This window comes from Pseudoduganella sp. (assembly GCF_041914865.1).
GTDB lineage: Bacteria > Pseudomonadota > Gammaproteobacteria > Burkholderiales > Burkholderiaceae_D > Rugamonas.
In genome coordinates this window covers 1-15,083 of sequence record NZ_JAYSCO010000013.1, presented here as the reverse complement: position 1 = coordinate 15,083, position 15,083 = coordinate 1, and the positions used below count along the sequence as shown (strand labels likewise).

Annotated in this window: 15 protein-coding genes; 5 read left to right on the top strand and 10 right to left on the bottom strand. The window is 66.6% G+C overall.

Annotated features, from left to right (window positions below):
• Position 1 precedes the first annotated feature (1 nt).
• Both ACE3TQ_RS08680 and ACE3TQ_RS08675 read left to right on the top strand, forming a co-directional pair.
• Positions 2-2,647: an EAL domain-containing protein gene (locus ACE3TQ_RS08680; protein ID WP_374581680.1), complete on the top strand. Its 2,646-nt coding sequence runs from the start codon at positions 2-4 to the stop codon at positions 2,645-2,647.
• 18 nt (positions 2,648-2,665) lie between these two features.
• Positions 2,666-3,301 (top strand): FABP family protein, encoded by a 636-nt coding sequence (locus ACE3TQ_RS08675; RefSeq protein WP_374581679.1) that lies wholly within the window; start codon positions 2,666-2,668, stop codon positions 3,299-3,301.
• On the opposite strand, the gene ACE3TQ_RS08670 is transcribed toward ACE3TQ_RS08675, so the two are convergent.
• Entirely contained in the window at positions 3,302-3,712 is a 411-nt protein-coding gene (locus tag ACE3TQ_RS08670; RefSeq protein WP_374581678.1) for a hemerythrin domain-containing protein, read from the bottom strand.
• Positions 3,713-3,783: 71 nt separating this feature from the next.
• On the opposite strand from ACE3TQ_RS08670, the gene ACE3TQ_RS08665 reads away from it, so the two are divergent.
• Positions 3,784-4,563 carry a response regulator gene (locus ACE3TQ_RS08665; protein WP_374581676.1) on the top strand — a complete coding sequence of 260 codons (780 nt, stop codon included), beginning with the start codon at positions 3,784-3,786 and terminating at the stop codon, positions 4,561-4,563.
• Here ACE3TQ_RS08665 and ACE3TQ_RS08660 read toward each other — a convergent pair.
• The 6 genes from ACE3TQ_RS08660 to ACE3TQ_RS08635 are packed head-to-tail and all read right to left on the bottom strand — an operon-like array spanning position 4,530 to position 9,792.
• Complete coding sequence (locus ACE3TQ_RS08660; protein WP_374581674.1) at positions 4,530-5,087, bottom strand: hypothetical protein; 558 nt, start codon at positions 5,085-5,087, stop codon at positions 4,530-4,532. The two genes, ACE3TQ_RS08665 and ACE3TQ_RS08660, sit on opposite strands and share 34 nt — an antisense overlap.
• The gene (locus tag ACE3TQ_RS08655) at positions 5,084-5,764 is read right to left on the bottom strand and encodes an SCO family protein (RefSeq protein ID WP_374581673.1); all 681 of its coding nucleotides are present in this window, start codon (positions 5,762-5,764) and stop codon (positions 5,084-5,086) included. The genes ACE3TQ_RS08660 and ACE3TQ_RS08655 overlap by 4 nt, the downstream gene beginning before the upstream one ends.
• Positions 5,721-6,323, bottom strand: a complete 603-nt coding sequence (locus ACE3TQ_RS08650; RefSeq protein WP_374581672.1) for a cytochrome c — start codon at positions 6,321-6,323, stop codon at positions 5,721-5,723. The genes ACE3TQ_RS08655 and ACE3TQ_RS08650 overlap by 44 nt, the downstream gene beginning before the upstream one ends.
• Positions 6,310-6,921: a cbb3-type cytochrome c oxidase subunit II gene (locus ACE3TQ_RS08645; RefSeq protein WP_374581671.1), complete on the bottom strand. Its 612-nt coding sequence runs from the start codon at positions 6,919-6,921 to the stop codon at positions 6,310-6,312. The genes ACE3TQ_RS08650 and ACE3TQ_RS08645 overlap by 14 nt, the downstream gene beginning before the upstream one ends.
• A 1-nt stretch (position 6,922) precedes the next feature.
• Positions 6,923-8,599: a cbb3-type cytochrome c oxidase subunit I gene (locus tag ACE3TQ_RS08640; protein ID WP_374581670.1), complete on the bottom strand. Its 1,677-nt coding sequence runs from the start codon at positions 8,597-8,599 to the stop codon at positions 6,923-6,925.
• Positions 8,600-8,601: 2 nt separating this feature from the next.
• Entirely contained in the window at positions 8,602-9,792 is a 1,191-nt protein-coding gene (locus ACE3TQ_RS08635; protein WP_374581669.1) for an NnrS family protein, read from the bottom strand.
• A gap of 93 nt (positions 9,793-9,885) precedes the next feature.
• Between ACE3TQ_RS08635 and ACE3TQ_RS08630 the strand changes: the two genes are divergently transcribed.
• Together ACE3TQ_RS08630 and hmpA are read left to right on the top strand one after the other, a co-directional pair.
• Positions 9,886-10,344 (top strand): Rrf2 family transcriptional regulator, encoded by a 459-nt coding sequence (locus ACE3TQ_RS08630; protein ID WP_374581668.1) that lies wholly within the window; start codon positions 9,886-9,888, stop codon positions 10,342-10,344.
• Between the two features lie 102 nt (positions 10,345-10,446).
• Positions 10,447-11,628, top strand: coding sequence for an NO-inducible flavohemoprotein (hmpA, locus tag ACE3TQ_RS08625; RefSeq protein WP_374581667.1), 1,182 nt, complete (start codon positions 10,447-10,449; stop codon positions 11,626-11,628).
• A gap of 3 nt (positions 11,629-11,631) precedes the next feature.
• On the opposite strand, the gene ACE3TQ_RS08620 is transcribed toward hmpA, so the two are convergent.
• The 3 genes from ACE3TQ_RS08620 to ACE3TQ_RS08610 are packed head-to-tail and all read right to left on the bottom strand — an operon-like array spanning position 11,632 to position 14,996.
• Positions 11,632-13,179 carry a GDYXXLXY domain-containing protein gene (locus ACE3TQ_RS08620; protein ID WP_374581666.1) on the bottom strand — a complete coding sequence of 516 codons (1,548 nt, stop codon included), beginning with the start codon at positions 13,177-13,179 and terminating at the stop codon, positions 11,632-11,634.
• Entirely contained in the window at positions 13,176-14,117 is a 942-nt protein-coding gene (locus ACE3TQ_RS08615; RefSeq protein WP_374581665.1) for a DUF2157 domain-containing protein, read from the bottom strand. Before ACE3TQ_RS08615 ends, ACE3TQ_RS08620 begins: the two co-directional genes overlap by 4 nt.
• 39 nt (positions 14,118-14,156) lie before the next feature.
• Positions 14,157-14,996, bottom strand: coding sequence for an HDOD domain-containing protein (locus tag ACE3TQ_RS08610; RefSeq protein ID WP_374581664.1), 840 nt, complete (start codon positions 14,994-14,996; stop codon positions 14,157-14,159).
• Positions 14,997-15,083: the final 87 nt, after the last annotated feature.

The following is a 15,083-nucleotide window of genomic DNA, read 5'->3' as shown; positions in this document are numbered from 1 at the left end:
TATGAAACGCTGGCTTCGCATGTGCCTGGAGACGCAAGTCTCGCTACCGTTGTTTACCATTGTCCTGCTGGCGGTGGTCTGGGCCGCCACCCTGCATTTCATCGACAGCGAGGAAGTCGCCGCGCGCGAGCTGGCCGCCGAATCGGCCAGCGAAATGATCGCCACCTACGAAGCGCAGGTGGCGCGCAGCATCAATGGCATCGAGCAGACCCTCAAGGTGCTCAAATACAGCGCCGAACGCCAGGGCGCGCGCGGCGCGTTGCCGGACCTGCAGGCGCATGGCCTGCTGCCGTCCGGCCTGGTGTTCATCGTCAGCATCGTCGACGCGCACGGCGACACCGTGGCCAGCAACCCGGCCGCGCCGCCGCTCAACGTGGCGCAGGAAGACTATTTCCGCTTCCACCAGCAGCAGCGCAGCAACTACACCTACATCGCCCAGGTCATGCGCGACCCGGCCAACCAGGACTGGCACCTGCACTTTACGCGCCGCCTGGAAGATGCGCGCGGGGCATTCGCCGGCGTGGCCATCGTCGAGGTGGACCCGGCCTACTTCACCAGCGGCTACGAACGCAGCCGCCTGGGCGAGCAAGGCGTGCTGGGCCTGGTCGGCGACGACGGCGTGGTGCGCGCGCTGCGCGTGGGCGACCGCCAGTCCTTCGGCCAGCGCATCGACCTGGCGGCGCTGCAGGCGCGGCCCGGCGTGCCGCTGCCCGCCAGCTGGGACGGCGTCAAGCGCTACACCGCTGTGCGCCAGCTGGCCGGCCTGCACCTGAGCGCCGTGGTCGGCCTGGCGGAAGGGGAGCAGATGGCCGCCTTCGCGGCCCAGCGCCGCCAGCTGCTATGGGAAGCCGGGGTCGCCAGCGCCGTGCTGATCCTGCTGGCCGCCATGGCCTGGGCCTGCGTCTGGCTGGGCGCCAAGGCGCGCCGCCGCATCCGCCGTGCGCAGGAAACCTATGCCGCCGCGTCGGAATCGAATATGGACGCCTTCTTCGTGCTGCGCGCCATCCGCAACAAAGAGGGCGCCGTGGTGGACTTCAAGTTCGCCGCCATCAACTCGCGCGCCGAACAGCTGACCGGCATCAGCCGCAGCGAACTGCGCGCGCAGACCCTGTGCGGCTGGCTGCCGGCCGCGCGCCACAACGGCATGTTCGAACGCCTGGCCCATGTCACCGAGAACGGCGGCGTGCACCAGGAGGAAGGCCCGAACGCCACGCCGCAGCTGCGCGCGGAATGGCTGCACTGGCAGGTGGTGGGCGTGGAAGGCGGCGTGGTGGCGATCGTGCGCGATATCAGCGAACGCAAGCGCGCCGAAGAACGCATCTACCACATGGCGCACCACGACACCCTGACCGGCCTGCCCAACCGCAGCCTGATTTGCGACCGCCTGCAGCAGTCCATCGCGCACGCCGAGCGCAACGGCGAATCGGTGCTGGTGGCCTTCATCGACCTCGACAGCTTCAAGCTGGTCAACGACACGCTGGGCCACAACGCCGGCGACGAGCTGCTGAAGGAAGTGGCCAACCGCATGGTGGGCTGCGTGCGGCGCGAAGACACCGTGGGCCGCTTCGGCGGCGACGAGTTCGTGCTGGTGCTGCCGCACCTGGACGACGACCCGCAGGTGCTGGTGCCGCTGCTGAACAAGATCCTGGAGTCGGTGGTCGAGCCGATCGTGCTGGAAGGGCAGAAGATGCAGGTCAGCTGCTCGATCGGCGTCGCCGTCTATCCGCGCGACGGGCGCGACTCCGACACGCTGATGATGCATGCCGACGCCGCCATGTACCGCGCCAAGGAAAGCGGCAAGAACAACTGCCAGTTCTACATGCAGGAAATGAACGCCGGCATGGAGGAAAAGCTGGCCTTGACCGACGGCTTGCGCAAGGCGCTGGCGGAAAACCAGCTGTCGCTGGCCTACCAGCCCAAGGTCAACCTGGAATCGGGCCGCATGTTCGGCGTCGAGGCCTTGCTGCGCTGGCAGCATCCGCAGCGCGGCAACATCACGCCGGCCCAGTTCATCCCGCTGGCGGAGGAGAATGGCCTGATCATCCCGATCGGCGAATGGGTGCTGCGCGAAGCCTGCCGCCAGGCGCGCGCCTGGCAGGACGCCGGCCTGCCGCCGCTGGTGGTGTCGGTCAATGTGTCGGCGCGCCAGTTCGACGACCCGCGCCTGGTGGAGCGGGTGGCCTCGGCCCTGGCATGGAGCGGCCTGTGCCCGCAATGGCTGGAGCTGGAGCTGACCGAGAGCATGGTGATGCGCGACACGGCGCAATCGGTGGCCAAGATGCGCCAGCTGGAAGCGATGGGCATCGCCCTGGCGATCGACGACTTCGGCACCGGCTATTCCAGCCTGGCGGCCTTGAAGTCGTTCCCGATCACGCGCCTGAAGATCGACCAGTCCTTCGTACGCGACCTGGCCGGCAGCGCCGACGACCAGGCCATCACCTGCGCCATCATCTCGCTCTCGCACCAGCTGGACATGCGCGTGATCGCGGAAGGGGTGGAGACGGAGCAGCAGCGCAGCTTCCTGCAGCAGCATGGCTGCGACGAGGTGCAGGGCTACCTGTATAGCCGCCCGGTGCCGGCGCAGCGCATCACCGCCATGCTGCTCGGCGAAGAAGTGGCGGACGAGGTTACAATGTTTGCTCCCTGATTACAGAGCAAGCAAGCCATGAGCGAATACAGCAACGACATCTACACCGAACCATCCAATATCGACATGGACACGCTGGCCAACCTCGGCCCGCTGCGCGCCATGGCCGGCATCTGGGAAGGCCAGCGCGGCCTGGATATCAAGCCCAAGGCGGACGGCCCGCGCAAGCAGGCCTACGTCGAGCGCATTGAACTGCAGCCGATCGACCCGGTCACCAACGGCCCGCAGCTGTTCTATGGCCTGCGCTACGTCCTGATCGTGAATAAACCGGACAATATCAAGACCTACCACGAACAGGTCGGCTACTGGCTGTGGGAGCCGGGCACCAGCACCGTGATCCAGACCCTGGCCATCCCACGCGGCCAGATCGCCATGGCGTCGGGCATTGCCGCGCCGGACGCCAGGGAGTTCGAGCTGGTGGCGCGCCGCGAGCAGGACACCTACGGCATCTGCTCCAACCCGTTCCTGGAGTTCGGCTTCAAGACCACCGAGTACCGCATCAAGGTCACCATCAACGACGACGGCACCTGGGGCTACGAGGAAGACACCGTCATGCTCCTGCGCGGCAAGGAGCACGAACCCTTCCACCACGTCGACCGCAACGTGCTGCACAAGGTCGCCGAGCCGACCCCGAACCCGCTGGCGCGCAAGTAATCACAGCCGGGCGAAAGCGGGATACAGCTCGCTTTCCTCGCGCTTGGTACGCAGGAACAGCGCCTTGAACACGCTGTTCGCTTCCGCCCGGAAGCCGGCCGGATCGGCTTGCAGCCGGTGCGGCAGGGTCCAGCGCGTGGCGAAGGCCATGTATTTCTGCGCCAGGTCGCCCATTTCCTGCTGATAGAAGCGGCCCAGCGCCGCCAGGTCGTTGTGGCCGGAGTTGGCGAAAGCAGGGTAGACCACGCGGTCCTCCACCGCCAGGTGCAGCTTGATGGACGCGCTCATGGTACGCAGCAGCTGGGTGATCGGGCCGGCGTTCTGTTCGATGCCGCTGGCCACCAGCTTGCGCAGCTGGCGGATGCCTTCCAGGATTTCGTGATGGTCGTGTTCGAAACGTTGCACTTTCATGGCGCTCTCCTTAAACATGCATTTAGAATGCATATTATGGCATAATTCAATAAAAGATGCAGGAGGGATATATGTTATCGAATCCGATGTTGGAAGCGGTGGAGGCGGTGGATGCGGCGGATGCCGCCGCGCTGCCGCGCGCCGTGCTGGTGGCCGACCCCAATCCCGCCAGCCGCGAACTGATGCTGCGCCGCTTGCACAGCCTGGGCTACACGGCCCTGCCGGCTGCCGATGGCGCCCAGGCGCTGGCCCTGTGGCGCGGCGGCGCGGCAGGCATGGTGATTACCGAATGCTGGCTGGCGGACATGGATGCTTACGCTCTGGCGCGCGCCATACGGGCCGGCGACAGCGGCAACGTGGCCATCGTGGCGAGTTGGCCCTACGCTTTCCTGCGCGACCTGGAGGCGTGCTACGAGGCGGGCATCGACGACCACCTGCCGCAGCCCGCTACGATGGCAGCGCTGGCGCGCCTGATGGCGCAGTGGCTGCCGCTGCCCGCCGCCGCCGAAGCGACGCTCGACCCGGTGCGCCTGAACGCACTGGCCGGCGGCAGCGCGCCCGTCGCCGCCAGGCTGCTGCAGGATTTCGCCGCCGCCAATGCCGCCGACCGGCGCGCCTTGCGCAGCGCCTGCGCCCGCGGCGACCTGGCGGCCATCGGGCGCATCGCCCACGCCGTGCGCGGCGCCGCCCAAACCATTGGCGCGGCCCGGCTGGCGCATGCGGCAGGCGCGCTGGAAGCAGCCTGGCGCCATGCCGACCTGGCGTCGGCGCTGGCAGGGCAGGCCGGCTTCGACCGTGCCTGCGCCGGGCTGGACGCCTACCTGGCGTTGCGCCTTTCCGGCCCGGCATAGCCGCCCAGGGCCGGCAGCTGCCAGATGCACCAGGCGGCCGCGATGCCGAGCGACGCCACCACCAGGCCGACACCGGTGATCACCTGGTCGTCCAGCGTGTAGGCGTTGCACAGGCGCTGCGGCAGGTCCTGGTACAGCATGCCGGCGATCGCCATCATGGCGCAGAAATTCCCGAGGAAGAACAGCTGGATCACCGCCGCCGCCCGCGCCAGGGCGCCCGGCAGCAGGAAGCCGGCCAGGAACAGGCTGGCGAACTTGCCCAGCTCCGCCAGCGGCAGCGTCAACGCCTGCTCCAGCGCGCGCGGTACCATCCAGTAGGCGCTGGCCAGCAGCAGCCAGGACAGCCCCGCCAGCCCGTGCGCATCCCAGCGCCCCAGCCCCGCGCGGCCAGCGCCGGCAAGCGCGCCGCCGACCACGATCAGCGGCAGCTGCAGCGCCATGTGCAGCGCCATCGACGCCTCCAGCGGCCCCCGCAGCAGCCAGGCCGCGCCCACCAGCACCGCCGCTGCGGCCCGCGATGTCATCGCGCCGCCTCCAGCGCCGCGTGCAGGGCTGCTTGCGGCTGCTCATAATCGACGATGCGCGACAGCCGTCCATCGCGCCCGATGATATGGAAGGCGGCATTGTGCTGGAATTCCCCCAGCGGCGCCGGCAGCACGATAATCCCGGCCTGCTCCAGCAATGCCTGGCGCTGCGCGGCATCCGGCACCGCCGCGACCTGCCACAGCGCCGGGTCGGCGCGCATGCGCTGCGCGTACGCCGCCAGGTCCGCCACCGTATCGCGCGCGTCGAAGGAAATGGCGAGCAGCCGCAGCTTGTCCTGCAGGCCGCGCGCCAGGATCTCGCCTTGCATCTGCTGCAGTTCGGTGCCTTGCACCGAGCACACCGAGGTGCAGCGCGTATAGAAGAAGGTCACGATCGCCACCCGCCCATCGCGCGCCAGCAGGTCGGGCAGGGCAGCCGCGCGTGGCGGCGCGCCGCCCGCTGCCGGCAGCAAGAGCCGGGCCGGTGGCAGGGCGCGCGGCGCGTCGGCGATCGCCAGCCGCCGCCCCTCTTCGGTGGCGACCACGCGGAATCCCATGGTCGCCTGCCACAGCGCCGCTCCGGCCAGCGCCGCCATGGCCGCCAGCAGCAGGGCCGTGCGGCGCAAGTCGCCTTCAGCCGGCCGGCTTGGTGAGCCGGGCGAGGTCATCGTCCCCATTCAACGGTTCCTTGCGCTCGGCGCCCGCATCGCGCGCCGCTTTCACCACAGCCGGCGTCACCGCCGCCGCCTGGTTGCCGAAATTGCCGCGGATGTAGCTCAGTACCGCCGCGATCTCGGCGTCGCCCAGCTTGTCCTTGAAGGCCGGCATTTGCCCGTTGTATGCGCTGCCCTTGACCGTCAGCTTGCCCGTCACGCCGTGCAGCAGGATGGCCGCCGCAACCTTCTCGTCGCCCAGCACCCACTCCGAACCGGCCAGCGGCGGGAACACGCCCGGCAAGCCGGCGCCGCTGGCCTGGTGGCAGGCCACGCACTGCGCCGCATACACCTGCGCCCCGTCCGCGGCACCGCCCGCAGCGCCGCCGGCCTTCGCCTGCAGCGTCTCGATGGTGCGCCGGTCGCCCAGCGCCGGGTCGTCGTCGCGCACGGTCAGGATATAGCCGACGGCCCACGCCAGCGCCGCGCCCACCACAGCCAGCACAAACCAGGGTATCGGCCGGTCCTTCTCGGTCGGGTCGGGATTTTCGCGCTGCTGCGCCCCGAAATCATTTTGTGCCATTCTGTCCTCCTTTCACCGGCGGCGCCGGCAGGACTGGGTAGGTGTGGTCCAGCCCTTGCAGGTAGGCCACCAAGTCGAGCACCGCCGGCTTGGCCACCACCACCTTGCCCGGCGGCTTGTGGCCGGGCGGCAGGTTCACCACCCGGTCGCCCGGCTCCGCCGCATCCTTCACGTCGAACAGGTAGGGATAGGACGGCATGATCGAACCTGGCACATAGGCGCGCGGCTGGTACATATGCCCCAGGTGCCAGTCCGCGCTGGGCTGGCGCGCGCCGATGTTGAACAGGTCCGGCCCGGTGCGCATGGTGCCCAGCAGGTGCGGCGTATCGTAGTGGTAGTCGGCCGCCACCGACGCCCGGCCCCAGCCGCGCTGGTCGTCCGGCGCCTGCGACTTGTCGCGCGGCTGCTGCGAATGGCAGTAAATGCAGCCGTTCTCGATATACACCTGGCGCCCGCGCAGCTGCTGCGCCGTGTAGGGCTTGAGCGCTGCCGGCGGCTCGCCGTTGCGCAGCTGCACATGCGGCACCACCACCAGCGCCGAGGTGGCCAGGGCCAGCGTCACCATGGCGCCGCCCAGCAGTTTGAGTTCGTCTTGCATCTCAGGCTCCCGCCAGGTTGCTGGAAGGGCCGGCAGCGCCGCCCCGCGTATGCAGCAGCGCCGCCCCGACCCGGCGCGGCCCGTAGCGCAGCGCCATTGTCGCGAAATGCCAGGCGAAGACCAGGTGGCCGAGGGTCATGATGGCACCGCCGATGGAACGGCTCTTCAGCCATGGAATGGTGACATTGACCGAATCCATGAATGGCCGCGCCGCATCCAGCATGGCCAGCCCCTGCAGCCAGCCGCCAATCGACAGGCCGACGAAGTAGATCGAGAAGCCGGCCACCACCAGCCAGAAGTGCCAGGCGATCAGTTTCGGGTAAGGCCACTCCCACGCCATCACGCGCGGCATGACGAAGTAGATGGCGCCGAACATCACCATCGAGAAGAAGCCGTACAGGCCGAGGTGGGCGTGCGCCACCGTGAAGTGGGTGAAATGCGCCACCGTATTCACGCTGCGCAGCGCTTCGATCGAACCCTGGATCGAGCTCAGGGTGTACATCATGCCGCCCAGGACGATGAAGCGCAGGGTAGGCGAGTGCAGCAGCTTGCCGAAGTGCCCGCGCATGGTCATATGCTGGTTGATGGAGAAGGAAATCACCGGGATCACCATCATCACGCTCTGCACGATGGACAGCGTGATCAGCCAGCCCGGCACCGGCCCGCCGATCAGGTGGTGCCCGCCCACCTGGCCGTAGAAGAAGGCCAGCGTCCAGAAGCCCAGCAGCGACAGGTTGTACGACTGCACCGGCCGCCCGATGATCTTGGGCAGGAAGTAGTACACCGAGGCCACCGCCATCGGCGTATAGAACAGCCCCAGCGCGTTATGTCCGTACCACCAGTTCATGGCCGCCTGCTGCACGCCGAAGTGCACCGCCGGCAGGTTCCCGATCAGGAACAGGATGGGGAACCAGAACAGCGCCGCGCCCATATACCAGATCGACACGTACAGGTGATGCACCTTGCGGCTTTGCAGCGTGTAGACCAGCGGCAGGCCGACCAGCGCGCCACCCGCCACCAGCAGCACATCCACCTGCCACGGGATCTCCAGCCACTCCAGTCCATCGCTGATGCCCGCCGCAATGCAGCCCAGGCCGGCCACCAGCCCGGCGTTCCACAGCATGGCGCCGAAGATGGCGAAGCGACCGCCTACCAGGTGGGTTTTCAGGAGCCGCGGCAGCAGCCAGATCGCTATTCCCAGCGCCGCCATGGGCGCCCAGCCGTAGGCCACGGCGTTCAGGTGGATGGTGCGGATGCGGCCGAAGGTCAGCCACGGATACTGCGCCAGCCAGTCCGGCTCGTGCAGCTTGATGGAGCTGGTCAGGCCCGCCGCCGTGGCCACCAGCAGCCACACCACCGAACAGGCCAGGAACACGAACGTGGTGAAGGCGCTGGAGCGGTCGGCCTGCACGCGCTCGGCCAGTTCCTGCTCCAGGGCCGCCCGCTCGGCCGCATCGGGCGCGGGCCGCGCCTCGCCGGCGACCGGCTGCGCCAGTCCCGCGCGCTGTTGCGGCGTGGCCGCCGGCTCCTCGCCGTGGCCCACTTCGCCGGGCGAGAAGATGACGCTCGCCGCCGCCGAACTCGCATCAAACAAGCGATGCCGCAAAGACCAGATGAAAACCAGCAGGCCGGTGACTGACAGTATGAAAGAAGAGAGAAGCAGGGTGACGGTATCCACAGCTATCCTTCCCGCCCGTCGACACGGGCCTGGCTCAAATATGGGGCATACACGAAGACATAGAGCAGGAAAGCAGACGACCAGGCCAAGGCGGAGCCCAGTAACAGGTAGTCACGAATCCCGGCGGGGATAATATTGGCACACAAACGGGCCACAGCGCCAGCCTGCAGCAGCAGGTACATTGCGCTTTCGGCGCGGCCGGCGCGCAGCATGCGGCCCGTGTGGCCCAGGGCGGTGCGCGTGATCATGCCCAGGATCAGGCCCGCCATGCCGCCCACGGCCAGCGCGTGGAAGGCGCTGCTGGCCGACCCGATGCCGAGCGCCGCAAAGCCAAGCAGCAGCAGCCCGGCCACGACCCAGGCGTAGGCCAGGTGCAGGATCCACAGCAGTGGCACGCGCACCGTGGCGAACGGCGCCCAGCCCAGCAGGCGCCAGGCATTGATGGCGCCTGCGGCAAAGGCCACCGGGGCCACCACGATGCCGGGCAAGCCCGCCACCCAAACCACGGCGGTCGCCGCCAGCAGGGCGATGCTGGCCTTCTCGCGCCAGGCCACGCTGGCCGGCTGGCTGCCCGGTGCGCCGTTACGGGTGAACATCGGGATCACGCGGCCGCCGATCACCGCTTCCAGCACGGTGATCATCAGGATCGCGCCATGCGCCGGCGTGAAGGGCGACAGGGCAATCCAGCCATTGGCCGCCGCGTGGAACAGCAGGTTGGCCAGCGACAGCAACGCCAGGATGCCGAGGATAGGGTAATTGCGTTTGCTCTGCGCCTGCACCAGCACGCGGCCAAAGGCCAGCGCGCACAGCGGCAGGAAGGCGCCGTCGACGACGAACGCCGCTTCCTTTGGCGCCAGCAGCATCGCCCCGCGTCCGGCAAGCCACAGCAAGGCCAGCGCCGCCAGGTGGGCGCCGGCCGGCGTTGGCAGGTTGGTCCAGTTGCGGCCCGCCGTGAACAGGAAACCGACGATCACCGCGCCGCCAAAGCCGAACACCATTTCATGCATATGCCACAGCATATTGGCCGCCGGCAGGGCCGGCAGCAGGCCCTTGTAGCTGGCCAGCCACACCGGCACGGACAACGCCGCCAGCAAGGCGGCCAGCAGGTAGAAGGGGCGGAAACCAAGCCGCAGCAAGGGGTGCGGTTGTTGTGCACTGGGCGTCGGCTCGGTGGGGGTAAGGATGCTGCGCATGGCTGGCCTCATGTTCTTAAGATGTATAATGAATGCTACATTACCGCTTTGTGTAAAGCAATATTCTGAATGCATGTTTAGGCGACCTGGATCATGAGACTCACATCTTTTACCGATTACACCCTGCGCTCGCTGATGTACCTGGGCATGAACCGCGACAAGCTGGTCACCATCCAGGAGATCGCCGACCTGCACGACATCTCGAAGAACCACCTGACCAAGGTGATCCACCAGCTGGGCGCCAGCGGCCTGGTGGAAACTGTGCGTGGTCGGCACGGCGGCCTGCGCCTGAACCGCGAACCAGAGGAAATCAATATCGGCGACGTGGTGCGCGACAGCGAATCGGATTTCCATATCGCCGAATGCTTCGATGCCGACGGCGGCAGCTGCGCATTCCTGCGCGACTGCGCCCTCAAGCGCAAACTGGGCGAAGCCACCGAAGCCTTCCTGCACGTGCTCGACGGGATGACGCTGGCCGATATCCTGCCGGGACCGAAAGGCAAGGGCGGCGCGCAGCCGGTGATCCTGCAAATGCCGAAAAAGCACGGCTGACACCCGCCCAATTAATTAGGTATTTCAAATACATCTTTATTGACGAGGCTTGGCTTAAACATGTATGATGAATGCATGTTTAACTCCTGAGGAGCCGTACCCATGCTGTCTGCAGAACACCGCGCCATCGTCACCGCCACCGTGCCCATCCTGGAGCAGGGCGGCGAAGCACTGACCCGCCACTTCTACCAGATTCTTTTCACCGACTTCCCCGAGGTGAAAGCTTTCTTCAACCAGGCCCACCAGCACAGCGGCGAGCAGCAGCGCGCCCTGGCCAACGGCATCCTGGCGTACGCCAGGAATATCGAACGGCTGGAAGCACTGGGACCGCTCGCCAGCGCCATCGTCAACAAGCACGTCGCCCTGCAGATCCAGCCCGAGCACTACCCGATGGTCGGCGCCAGCCTGCTGAAAGCGATCCGCGCGGTGCTGGGCGCCGCCACCGCCACCGACGAAGTGCTGGAAGCGTGGGGCGCAGCCTATGGCCAGCTGGCCGACATCCTGATCGGCGCCGAGGGCAAGGCCTACCAGGCCGCAGCCGCCGCCAAAGGCGGCTGGCGCGGCGCGCGCGCCTTCATCGTTGCCGCCAAGCGCATTGAGAGCGAAGAGATCACCACCTTTGTTTTCCGCCCGGCGGACGGCCAGGCCGTGATGGACTTTGCGCCCGGCCAGTACATCGGCGTGCGCGTGTTGGTGGATGGAGAAGAGCAGCGCCGCCAGTACTCGCTGTCGGCCGCCCCCAACGGCCAGACCTACCAGGTCAGCGTGAAGCGCGAAGAGGGCGGCAAAGTGTCGGGCTTCCTGCACCAGCGGGTGGACGTGGGCGACACGGTGGAACTGTTCCCGCCTTCCGGCGCCTTCAGTCTGGCCGAGGGCAGCCGGCCGATCGTCCTGATCTCCGGCGGTGTCGGCATCACCCCGACCCTGGCCATGCTGGAGCAGGCGCTGCAAACCGGGCGGGAGATCCGCTTCATCCACGCCGCCCGCCACGGCGGGGTGCACGCCTTCCGCGAACATATCGACGGTCTGGCGCAGCGCCACCAGCAACTGAAGCGCCATTACATCTACGCCGAACAGCGCGCCGGGCAGCCCGCAGCGGACGCCATCGGCCTGCTGGGCAAAGAGCAATTAGGGGAATGGTTGCCGCAGTCGCGCGACGTCGACGCCTACTTCCTCGGCCCGGCCCCGTTCATGCAGGCCGTCAAACGCAGCCTGCGCGAACTGGGCGTGCCGGAGAGCCAGACCTACTATGAGTTCTTCGGTCCGGCCAAGGCGCTCGACTAAGCCTTAAAGCGGCTCCAGGTTGGGGCCGCGCAAACCGACCAGCAGCGCCTTGCCGGAGGGCGAAATGCGGAACTCGCCGTAGCGCGCCGTGGCAAAGCGCTGCGCTTCGCCCTCGCGGAAGAACCAGGCGTCGCTGGCCACCATCCATCGGCCGTTCTTCATTTCCAGTCCGACCAGGAACTCGCCTTGGCGGAGCGCACTGTCGTCTTCATGCCAGCGTACCAGCCGCGTGACGTTATTGTTGCCGCGTTGTGCGACCGCGAATGCCGCGTCTCGATAGCTTGGCGGTGAATCGGGCGGAAGCTGGAAGTTCAGTTGCATGAAGTCACCCTGCACCAGGGAGCGCGGGTCGACGGGCATTAGTTCAATATAGGCGGGCGCACTGCGTGCGATGACGATTTCATTGCGCACCATGGACGCGTTGGCAATCGCCAGCGATGCCACACCACCCAGGACAAGGCAGATACGTCCTGCCCGTGTGTAGGCCACATTCGGCCGCACGACTGGCGCGTAAGCCAGCGCGCGCAATGGCCGCCAGCTGAATGCAATCACGGCCACACCAACGGAAGCAAACAGGATAGCCTTCTGGTACAGCGGAAAAGCCAGGTCATAGTAGGCGCTGCCTATTGCCCAGGCAGCGGCGAGGGCAGCGGCGCAGGCCATGCGATATTTGCTGTCGGCGGCACAGCATGCCGCAACCAGCAGCACGGCGCCCAGGCAGGGCATGAAGCAAGTGAAGACAGCCAGTGTCAGCGCGATTCCCAGGCACCAGCCCTGGCGCAGGGCGGGAAAGGCGCGCGCGACGATGACGGCGCCGGCGCAGGCGCAGGCCAGCGAAACGGCATACGTTGCCAAGCGCCCGGGATGGAATGGTTCGGCCTCGCCAAAATACAAGGCGCCCGGCGTCAGGAAAGCAGGGCCGGCGCAGTACACCAGCCCCAGCAAGGTCATGGCCAGCCAGCCGTCAAGGAAAGGCGCCAGGCGCAAGGCGGGATTTGGGTCACGCGCCATTGCGCGCCCTGTCAGCCACATCGCTGCCTGGAGATGCACCAGGCTCCAAAGCCCGATCCCCCGCTCAGGCAACCAGATGTATCGGGATCGGAAAAAATGAAAGAGCACTGCTGCGGCTGTGACACCCATTATGGTCCGCTGCCAACTTTGAGGCAGCGCCAGACCGGCGCTGGCCGCCATGAAAAACGTAACAATGGCGCCGGTTTGTGGTTCGTCCTTGAAGATGAAATGGAAAAGGACCGCAGCCAGGCCCGCCATCAGGGGGGCGAGGGCCATTTGTCCCAGCAGTTTCTTTTCGGGGAAGCTGAACAGCAATACGAACGCGCCCGTGAAAATAGCGAATCCCAGCGGGAGCAGCGCGCCACCGCTGCGCAGACCGTCCCACGCCAGTAGGGCGATCAAGGCAAGTATTGGCAGCGTCGCCAGCCAGGCCCCAAGCGTCATGAGCATGACGATCGGCCATGGCCGGGTGTTCGGTTCGGGGGCGTTCGCGATATCGACAGCCTCCCGCAAGATTTGCTCCAATCCATCCCGGTTCATGGCTGGCCTCCATCCCGATGCAACTTCATCAAAAATTGGGCGGTCGCTGCAAATACCGCCACGACCACTAGCGCGATTATCAGCATGCTTCCGAACAGTCCCGCGCGGCCAGAAAGCACAAGCGATGCCACGAGGGCGGAGAACGCAACATCGAAGCCCAACGCCAGCATGGCGACGGTTGGCAAATCGGTATTCTCCATTTCCGCTGTCGCCAGGGCGCTCACACCCAGGATCGGAGTCGCCAGCCATAATGCGGTGTTGCTGGTGGAAAGGCGAATGCAGCTTGCCGTGACCACGCCCAGGACGGTGAGCGTGGCAAGGCGCAGTGACCACAAACCGCTACCGGTAAGTGGCCGGAAGTGAGGCATCATTGCGGCAGCGACCGCGAGTGCGGCTAGCCAGCCGGCGAGATGTGGCCCTATGCGCGGCGCGTAGCGCGCACTTGATTGCTCAACGCAAAGCTGTATGGCCAACTGCGCCACCAGCAGCCAGGGCATCCAGACTACATCGTTGCGCACAGCCAGGCAAAGCGGCAGCGCCAGAATTGCCCAAAGCGCGAACAACTGCCACGGATCGGCCCCGGTGGGGTAGGTCTGCCCCAGGCAAGCGAATAGCGCGCCGATGGAGAGCAGGGCCAGCAGGGCAGCCATGCTGCGCCAGATGGGAAAGTGCCAGGCCGTCAGCAGGCTGGCCGCCAGCACGCCTTGCAACAAGACGATGCGGCCAAAACGCCCGAGGATATCCCAGTTGGCGGCAATCCAGAACATGATGCCCAGTCCAAGCAGGGCAGCCCCCGCGATTGCCGTCGCCATCGGCAGGCGGGCCGGCAGCCAGCTCGGTTGCCCAAGCAGGCCGGCCATGGTTTGCAGTTCGGTGGTGGAATAGCGGTCCAGCTTATAGTGGACTGCTAGCTGGAAGATAGTTGTGCGGAGCTTCATCGGTTACTCCTGGTCGCATTTAGAGCGACCAAGCGTAACCTAGACCAGCAGCGCCGCGTTCATTGCCAGTGCATCTGCTTGAGCTTCCTCAAGCATGCGCGCGCGCTTCTCGCTGTCGATGAACAAATCCATCACCGAATCCTCATGCGGCGCTTCCTCCGCATCGGTGCTGGACAGCGGCGAGGGCACTGGGGCGAAGTGGTTCGCCAGCAGCAGCGTATCGAGCAGGGTCTCCGGCGGGATCTGCAGCATGCCGCCGCGCAGGCTCTCGATGGCTTCCGCCACTTCGGCCGGGATGCCCAGCTTCTTCAGCACTTCGCGCGTGATGATTTCCTCGCTGGCGGTCTGCCAGTTTTCCGGATCGGGTTCCAGCAGGCCTGGGAATTCGTCGGCGCGCGACAGCAGGTAGAAGCCGCCCACTTCATGCACGATAGCCGCGAACAGGGCGGTATCCGGATTCACGCCAGTGACTTCGCGCGCGATGATGCGCGCCAGGCAGGCGACGTGGATGGTGTGCTGCCACAGCTGTTCGGCCTTGGCCCGCAGTTCCGGATCGACGATCTTGCTGCCGAAGGCGCGCACCACCATGGCGGCGGCCAGCGCGTACAGGTTGTGGTAGCCGACGCGCATGATCGCGTTGCGGACGTTGGTGACATCCGGCCCGCCGGTGCGGTTGAACATGGCGGAATTGGACAGCGCGACGGTACGGGCCGCCAGTTGCGGCTCAGCCAGCACCAGCTTGATCGCGTCCTCCATCGGGCAATCCGGATCATCCAGCGCGAGCTGCACTCGCAGGGCGGCATTGACGCTGGTCGGGAAGACGAGATCCCCGCGGATCGCCAGCGCGGCGACGTGTCCGAAAGCTTCCAGTTTATTCATGCCGAAAATTATACGGCCCCACGGCCCTTAGTGCCAAATTCGGGGTCAGGTCTGACAATCGGACAATCTATGCGCGAAGCGCATAGA

Excerpts from the sequence above, each read along its gene's own strand:
- ACE3TQ_RS08675 (WP_374581679.1), top strand. The coding sequence starts at position 2,666 with ATGAGCGAATACAGCAACGACATCTACACCGAACCATCCAATATCGAC.
- ACE3TQ_RS08635 (WP_374581669.1), bottom strand. The coding sequence starts at position 9,792 with ATGCGCAGCATCCTTACCCCCACCGAGCCGACGCCCAGTGCACAACAA.
- ACE3TQ_RS08650 (WP_374581672.1), bottom strand. The coding sequence starts at position 6,323 with ATGGCACAAAATGATTTCGGGGCGCAGCAGCGCGAAAATCCCGACCCG.
- ACE3TQ_RS08645 (WP_374581671.1), bottom strand. The coding sequence starts at position 6,921 with ATGCAAGACGAACTCAAACTGCTGGGCGGCGCCATGGTGACGCTGGCC.
- ACE3TQ_RS08670 (WP_374581678.1), bottom strand. The coding sequence starts at position 3,712 with ATGAAAGTGCAACGTTTCGAACACGACCATCACGAAATCCTGGAAGGC.
- ACE3TQ_RS08655 (WP_374581673.1), bottom strand. The coding sequence starts at position 5,764 with ATGGGGACGATGACCTCGCCCGGCTCACCAAGCCGGCCGGCTGAAGGC.
- ACE3TQ_RS08630 (WP_374581668.1), top strand. The coding sequence starts at position 9,886 with ATGAGACTCACATCTTTTACCGATTACACCCTGCGCTCGCTGATGTAC.
- ACE3TQ_RS08615 (WP_374581665.1), bottom strand. The coding sequence starts at position 14,117 with ATGAAGCTCCGCACAACTATCTTCCAGCTAGCAGTCCACTATAAGCTG.
- ACE3TQ_RS08620 (WP_374581666.1), bottom strand. The coding sequence starts at position 13,179 with ATGAACCGGGATGGATTGGAGCAAATCTTGCGGGAGGCTGTCGATATC.
- hmpA (WP_374581667.1), top strand. The coding sequence starts at position 10,447 with ATGCTGTCTGCAGAACACCGCGCCATCGTCACCGCCACCGTGCCCATC.
- ACE3TQ_RS08660 (WP_374581674.1), bottom strand. The coding sequence starts at position 5,087 with ATGACATCGCGGGCCGCAGCGGCGGTGCTGGTGGGCGCGGCCTGGCTG.
- ACE3TQ_RS08610 (WP_374581664.1), bottom strand. The coding sequence starts at position 14,996 with ATGAATAAACTGGAAGCTTTCGGACACGTCGCCGCGCTGGCGATCCGC.
- ACE3TQ_RS08665 (WP_374581676.1), top strand. The coding sequence starts at position 3,784 with ATGTTATCGAATCCGATGTTGGAAGCGGTGGAGGCGGTGGATGCGGCG.
- ACE3TQ_RS08680 (WP_374581680.1), top strand. The coding sequence starts at position 2 with ATGAAACGCTGGCTTCGCATGTGCCTGGAGACGCAAGTCTCGCTACCG.